The sequence below is a fragment of the Staphylococcus sp. EG-SA-2 genome (assembly GCF_017152085.1).
In genome coordinates this window covers 1-6,442 of record NZ_JACYHC010000407.1, presented here as the reverse complement: position 1 = coordinate 6,442, position 6,442 = coordinate 1, and the positions used below count along the sequence as shown (strand labels likewise).

Below are 6,442 nucleotides of genomic sequence, written 5' to 3'. Positions count from 1 at the left end.
ATTAATAATGGCATGAATGAACGCATGCTGTCTTAGTTTCAGGAATCGGCTAGAATATTAAACTTCCGTTCTTTGAATATTTTTTAATTTCTTACTAATATCATCCAGTTCATTCTTCGCCTTTTTAACCCAATCTCCTTGAGCTACATTATCAAATTCACCTTTAAATTTTTTGAAATGGCTACCTATATTTCACAGCTCACTTTAGATATCGAACTTGTTTCTTCAGAGTTACTTGTTATATTACCAGGTTTTATTTGATATTCAGTTTGACTCATAACTTGTATCCTCACTTGAAGTATATTGTACAGAATCTGTAAAATAAATGTTTTCTTCTTTATTTTCTACAAAGGTAAATTCTAGATTTTTTGACCCTACAGATGAGCCTTTTAAATCACCATCACCTTTTATTAATAATTTCGGAGCTTTGTTGGTTGGAATATTATATCTTTTTCGAAGTTGCTTCACATTGTAGTCATCGTTTTTCAATTGATATTTTGCGGAATAACTTGGAACATTAGGATTATATGAAATGTCACCATCTTTATAATCATTAATATCTTTAAAGTCACCGTATTGTACAAAGAATTTAAAGTTTTCGATTTCTTTTCTTAACTTGTCATTCGGTAGTGGCTTCGTTGGTATGATTTTATTATGTTCCATTTTTACCGGATACCTTTTTTCATCATCCTTTGGTCTGCCGTTACTGTCATCTGTCATTTCACTTATAAAATAATACCCTTTTGTGGTTCTAGTATTGCGATTGATATAGAGCACCATTCCTCTCGTTTCCATATCCTTACCTTTTGGCTCGATTACCATTTCAGAATTAACTATCCAAGTACCTTTATCACCCTTTTTAAATTCTTGATCTCGAAAGCCTTCTTTATCGTAAAAATCATCGAGATTTTTGGTTGGATATAATTTTAATGTTTGATTAAATGTGTCTTTAATTTGGGCGTTTCGACCATTTGTTTTTGTCATAATGACATAACCTACAATCAATATAATGAGTAATACCAAGCATATACCGAGCGTTAATTTCTTTGAATGAATCATCATTTCTCCACCTTATATTTTTAATATTGACTCAATCTTTAATTTATACAACTAAAGCGAAAAATTATTTTGAACACTTTATGAAATTTTTATTTCAAACTTCTATTAACCCTATTCAGTAGGTTTGAAATTAATACTATCAGAAAAATACACATTTTCTTCTTTATTTCTTATAAAGTTAAATTCTAGTTCTTTAGAACCTACGGATGAGCCTTTTAATCGCCATCACCTTCATACAGTTTGAAGTCATATTTACCAATTGTAAATGACGACTAGATGATATATAGTTCAAGAAACATCAAAATTCGTTAAAACATAATCAAATTTTATTATGTTCAAAACTTTATTTTCCAAAAAATAAAAAAGAAGTTAAACAAAGATTGGTTGCTTAACTTCCATTATTGAATTCATTAGTCCGATTTGACATAGATCCCGAAAAATAATGGCTAATAGCCACTTATAGTCGAGATTATGAACTATATAATTTATTTATTATTAAATGGATTATATACTTATTGTGTTTCTTAATACCTTTTTATACTTTAATATCTTGAATTTTTTTCTAAATCATTACTAATATCTTTTAATTCGTCTGTGGCATTTTTCACCCAAGCCCCTTGTGCCGCATTTTTAAAATCATCTTCAAAGTTTTTGAAATGACTTACCATTTGGTCAAGTAATATTTTCTCATCACTTTTCAGCTTATTTTGATGATCATGATGCATACGAACATGTTCAGGCGCAATAACCTCACTAATCTGTTCTTTTTCCTTCATTTGTTCCAATACTGCTAAATCTGGCAAACCACTAAAATCAAGTCCCACGCTTATTCATCTCCTTCAATTCTGTCAGATTGTTTTAGATATTCTCTTCTTAACTCATCTTTATAATCTTCTAATTTCATTTCGTGATGTCGGATACGTTGATTCGTTTCTCTATCGAAAGATTCTATAATACGTGTCATCCTGATCATAGCGTCTTCACTATAATTCATTTTATGTTTGAGATATAAGAAATGATCATACATTTGTTCACATTTCTTGCGTGTTTGATGTCTTAATTCATCAATTTGATTGAATGCATCATTCAATTGTTTTCTTTCTTCATCATAGGCATTTTCAAGTTCATTAATATTTTTATACGTAGTAAACATTACATCATCCCATCAATCTGGCTCGCTAACATTTGGTCATTAGAAACAATTGCTTCGATACTCTGTTTAATTTTTGCGATATAGCCATTACAATTTTTATAAACATCATTTAATTTCTTTATCTTATCATCAATTTTTCTTTTGGGATCTGTTTCAAGTTTACTTTCATACGCGCCACCTTTTCTTAATTCATCTATAACCTCTTCAGAGGTTAATTTTTCACCAATTTCATTTCCAACTTCTTGCGCTTTTTTCCAGTTGTCTCCAAATTTATGTGCCATCGCGTGATACATTTTTTTCAAATGTTGGCTTTCTTCATTCACTAATTGATTTAAGCCTTCGGCAATGGTTAGTGCTGTTAAAGCTTCTAATAATTGTTGTTGGGAGGAAGAGAGTGATCCACCCGTTGTTTGAATCCAATTCGCTCTTAACGTCTCTACTTTATGTAATCTATGCCTCGTTTGTTTACGAACGGATTTTAATGCTTTATTATTTTCGTCTTGGTAGCCTTTAACTTTGTTTAATTCAGCTAAGATTATAGCCTGTGTTCTGCTCATTAAAATACCACTCATTGCATGGCCTTCTCCATTTTTAAGTACTATTTTTTCTCCAGCAGTTTCATATAAATGATTGCGGACACCTGCATCTAATTCGTCTTCATCAGACACAAATCTTACAATGTGACCATCGTACTTTTCAATCAATTTTTTAAGTTCTTCTTGATCGGCATAAAGGCCGCTCACATCTTTGATCGCTAATGGAGCTGGATTATACACAACGATATGTTTAATATCATTACTCATACCTAAAATCATCGCATCTCTACCGCCCAGCGAATGTCCGGTAATAATATCAATATCATAGTCTTTTTTGATATTTTTGATAAAGTCTTGGGTATTTTTATAATGTGGATCTTTATCTGTGACGGAATGAAGGCCAATATTGACATCGGCCCCAATATCCTTTAGCGTTTCACTCGCATCTATATATCCTTGATAAGAAGGAACACCAAATGTTTGTTTTAATATTGCGTCTTTGTGTACATTAGTACCTGTCATACCTAAAGTAACTTTGCCAGTGTCTTTATTTAAAAAGGCGCTTGTAGTCGTACCTGTTTTGGGGTCCGTATAACTTTTAAGATATGAAAGATTTTTAGGGAAACTATTTTGTGATTTTAATATTTCTATTTGCGTTTGAATACTTGCATTATTTAAATCGTTATTATTTGCGTTTTCTATTTCATAACTTATACTAGATATTGCGCTTGTTTCTTCAGAGTTACTCTTTATATTGTCAGAATTTATTTGATATTTAGTTTTGTTCATGATTCATTTCCTCAGTAGGTTTGAAATTAATACCATCAGAAAAATACACATTTTCCTCTTTATTTCTTACAAAGTTAAATTCTAGTTCTTTAGAACCTACGGATGAGCCTTTTAAATCGCCAGATCCTCTCAATTTTAATTCAGGTGCCCTTTTGGTTGATATATCATATCGTTTTCTTAATTGTTGGACATTATAATCATCATTATTCAATTGATACTTTGCGGAATAACTTGGTACGTTAGGATTGTATGAAATATCCCCATCTTTATAATCTTTAAAATCTTTAAAATTCCCATATTGTACAAAGAACTTAAAGTTTTCAATCTCTTTTTTTAACTTCTCGTCCGTTATGGGCTTCGTTGGAATTATTCGATTACGTTCCATCTTGACAGGGTATTTTTTATCTTTATTATGAACGTATCCTTTTTTGTCTTCTGTTGTCTCACTTATTAAAAAATATCCCTTAGCTGTTCTAGTGTTACGATTGATGTAAAGTACCATCGCTCTGGATTTTAAGGCTCCTCCTTTTAATTGGATGTACATTCCAGAATTAATAATCCAAGTCCCTTTATCTCTTTTATCAAATTCTTGATCTCGAAAGCCTTCCTTATCGTAAAAATCATCAAGATTCTTGGTTGGATACACATTTAATGTTTGATTAAATGTGTCTTTAATTTGGGCATTTCGACTATTTATTTTTGTCATAATGATACAACCTCCAATCAATATAATGAGTAATACCAAACATATACCGAGCGTTAATTTTTTTGAATGAATCATCATTTCTCCACCTTATATTTATAATTCTGACTCAGTTTTTAATATTTACAACTAAAGCGAAAAATTGTTTTGAACAAATGAATTTAATTGTAATTATTTTGTATTTTAAATCTTCTTATCAGAATTATAAAACAATTAAATCAAAAGATAAAGTTTCTGTGATTTATTATTAATTTTAAGAGTTATCGTTATAATCTTTTACCTAGTGCTTTATGGAATTTTCATTCCAAACTTCTATTAACCCTATTCAGTAGGTTTGAAATTAATACTATCAGAAAAATAAATGTTCTCTTCTTTATTTTCTACAAAGGTAAATTCTAGATTTTTTGATCCTATTGATGAACCTTTTAAATCACCATCACCTTTCAATAATAGTTTCGGAGCTTTGTTGGTTGGAATATTATATCTTTTTCGAAGTTGCTTCACATTGTAATCATCGTTTTTCAATTGATATTTTGCGGAATAACTTGGAACATTAGGATTATATGAAATGTCACCATCTTTATAATCATTAATATCTTTAAAGTCACCGTATTGTACAAAAAACTTAAAGTCTTCAATTTCTTTTCTTAATTTATCATCAGCTATCGGTTTCGTTGGGATAATTCGATTATGTTCCATTTTCACTGGATATTTTGTATCTTTACTTTGTGCATACCCTTTACTATCTTCCCACAATTCTCTAACAATAAAATTACCTTTCGTTGTTCTAGTATTACGATTTATATAGAGCACCATACTTCTAGATTCCATTTTTTATCCTTCAGCTCAATTACCATCTCAGAATCAACAATCCAATTGCCTTTGTCGCCCTTTTCAAACTCTTGATCTCGAAAGCCTTCCTTATCATAAAAGTCTTCAAGATTTTTGGTTGGATATAATTTTAATGTTTGATTAAATGTGTCTTTAATTTGGGCGCTTCGACTATTTATTTTTGTCATAATGACATAACCTACAATCAATATAATGAGTAATACCAAACATATACCGAGCATTAATTTCTTTGAATGCATCATCATTTCTCCACCTTATATTTTTAATACTGACTCAATCTTTAATTTACACAACTAAAGCGAAAAATTATTTTGAACACTTTATGAAATTTTCATTTCAAACTTCTATTAACCCTATTCAGTAGGTTTGAAATTAATACTATCCGTAAAATAGATGTTTTCTTCTTTATTTTCTATAAATATAAACTCTAAATTTTTGTGTCCTATAGATGATCCTTTTAAATCACCATCACCTTTTAACAATAGTTTCGGAGCTTTCTTAGTTGGTATATCATACCTCTTTCTAAGTTGCTTCACATTGTAGTCATTGTTACTCAATTGATATTTTGCGGAATAACTTGGAACATTAGGATTATATGAAATGTCACCATCTTTATAATCATTAATATCTTTAAAGTCACCGTATTGTACAAAAAACTTAAAGTCTTCAATTTCTTTTCTTAATTTATCATCAGCTATCGGTTTAGTTGGGATAATTTTATTATGTTCCATTTTCACTGGATATTCTTTTTCTTTACTACGTGAGTATCCTTTTTTATCTTCCCATAATTCTCTCACAATAAATTCACCTTTTGTCGTTCTGGTATTGCGGTCTACATACAGGACCAAGCCTCTGGATTCCATATTCTTTCCATTTGTTTCTATTGTCATTTTAGAGTGAATTATCCAAGTCCCTTTATCTCCTTTTTCAAACTCTTCATCTCGAAAACCTTCTTTATCATAAAAGTCTTCAAGATTTTTAGTTGGATATAAGCTCAACGTTTTGTTGAAGTTTTCTTTAATTTGTTTATCCTTACTGCTTTCTTCCTTTTTCATTCCGCAAGCGCCTATAAAAACAGCTAATAATACTAAATACAGCCAAAGCCTCAACTTTCTTGAATGAATCATCATTTCACATCCCCATTTTTATTTTTGATGCAAAGTTAAGTTCAAATTCCAATATTAATAATACTAGAGGAAATTTTATGATTAAATCCTCGTGGATTTTAATTGTTAGTTGTATTTTTCACATATCAACATCACAAATTATTTAAAAAGCGCAAATATCTTTATAATTTTTATTGGCCTAACCAACTAATTAATTAAGATAAATTGCGCTTATATTTAAAAT

Annotated in this window: 5 protein-coding genes and 3 pseudogenes; all 8 read right to left on the bottom strand. The window is 29.9% G+C overall.

Annotation, left to right across the window (positions count from 1 at the left end; all coding sequences use genetic code 11):
- Window positions 1–264: 264 nt before the first annotated feature.
- Window positions 265–1,059: a tandem-type lipoprotein gene (locus IDG60_RS04120; protein WP_000581894.1), complete on the bottom strand. Its 795-nt coding sequence runs from the start codon at window positions 1,057–1,059 to the stop codon at window positions 265–267.
- Between the two features lie 111 nt (window positions 1,060–1,170).
- Window positions 1,171–1,278, bottom strand: a pseudogene (locus IDG60_RS04115) (Csa1 family protein); the annotation flags it as partial.
- A 316-nt stretch (window positions 1,279–1,594) separates the two neighbouring features.
- Window positions 1,595–1,883, bottom strand: a pseudogene (locus IDG60_RS04110) (hypothetical protein).
- A gap of 2 nt (window positions 1,884–1,885) precedes the next feature.
- Complete coding sequence (locus tag IDG60_RS04105; RefSeq protein WP_000495498.1) at window positions 1,886–2,212, bottom strand: hypothetical protein; 327 nt, start codon at window positions 2,210–2,212, stop codon at window positions 1,886–1,888.
- Window positions 2,212–3,537 (bottom strand): membrane protein, encoded by a 1,326-nt coding sequence (locus IDG60_RS04100; RefSeq protein WP_001044255.1) that lies wholly within the window; start codon window positions 3,535–3,537, stop codon window positions 2,212–2,214. The genes IDG60_RS04105 and IDG60_RS04100 overlap by 1 nt, the downstream gene beginning before the upstream one ends.
- Window positions 3,524–4,318, bottom strand: a complete 795-nt coding sequence (locus tag IDG60_RS04095) for a tandem-type lipoprotein (protein ID WP_000581871.1) — start codon at window positions 4,316–4,318, stop codon at window positions 3,524–3,526. The genes IDG60_RS04100 and IDG60_RS04095 overlap by 14 nt, the downstream gene beginning before the upstream one ends.
- 243 nt (window positions 4,319–4,561) lie before the next feature.
- Window positions 4,562–5,334: pseudogene (locus tag IDG60_RS04090) on the bottom strand (tandem-type lipoprotein).
- 111 nt (window positions 5,335–5,445) lie between these two features.
- Complete coding sequence (locus IDG60_RS04085; RefSeq protein WP_000972657.1) at window positions 5,446–6,222, bottom strand: tandem-type lipoprotein; 777 nt, start codon at window positions 6,220–6,222, stop codon at window positions 5,446–5,448.
- Between the last annotated feature and the right edge of the window lie 220 nt (window positions 6,223–6,442).

Coding starts and splice junctions, on each gene's coding strand:
- IDG60_RS04120 (WP_000581894.1), bottom strand. CDS start 1,059: ATGATTCATTCAAAGAAATTAACGCTCGGTATATGCTTGGTATTACTC.
- IDG60_RS04105 (WP_000495498.1), bottom strand. CDS start 2,212: ATGTTTACTACGTATAAAAATATTAATGAACTTGAAAATGCCTATGAT.
- IDG60_RS04100 (WP_001044255.1), bottom strand. CDS start 3,537: ATGAACAAAACTAAATATCAAATAAATTCTGACAATATAAAGAGTAAC.
- IDG60_RS04095 (WP_000581871.1), bottom strand. CDS start 4,318: ATGATTCATTCAAAAAAATTAACGCTCGGTATATGTTTGGTATTACTC.
- IDG60_RS04085 (WP_000972657.1), bottom strand. CDS start 6,222: ATGATGATTCATTCAAGAAAGTTGAGGCTTTGGCTGTATTTAGTATTA.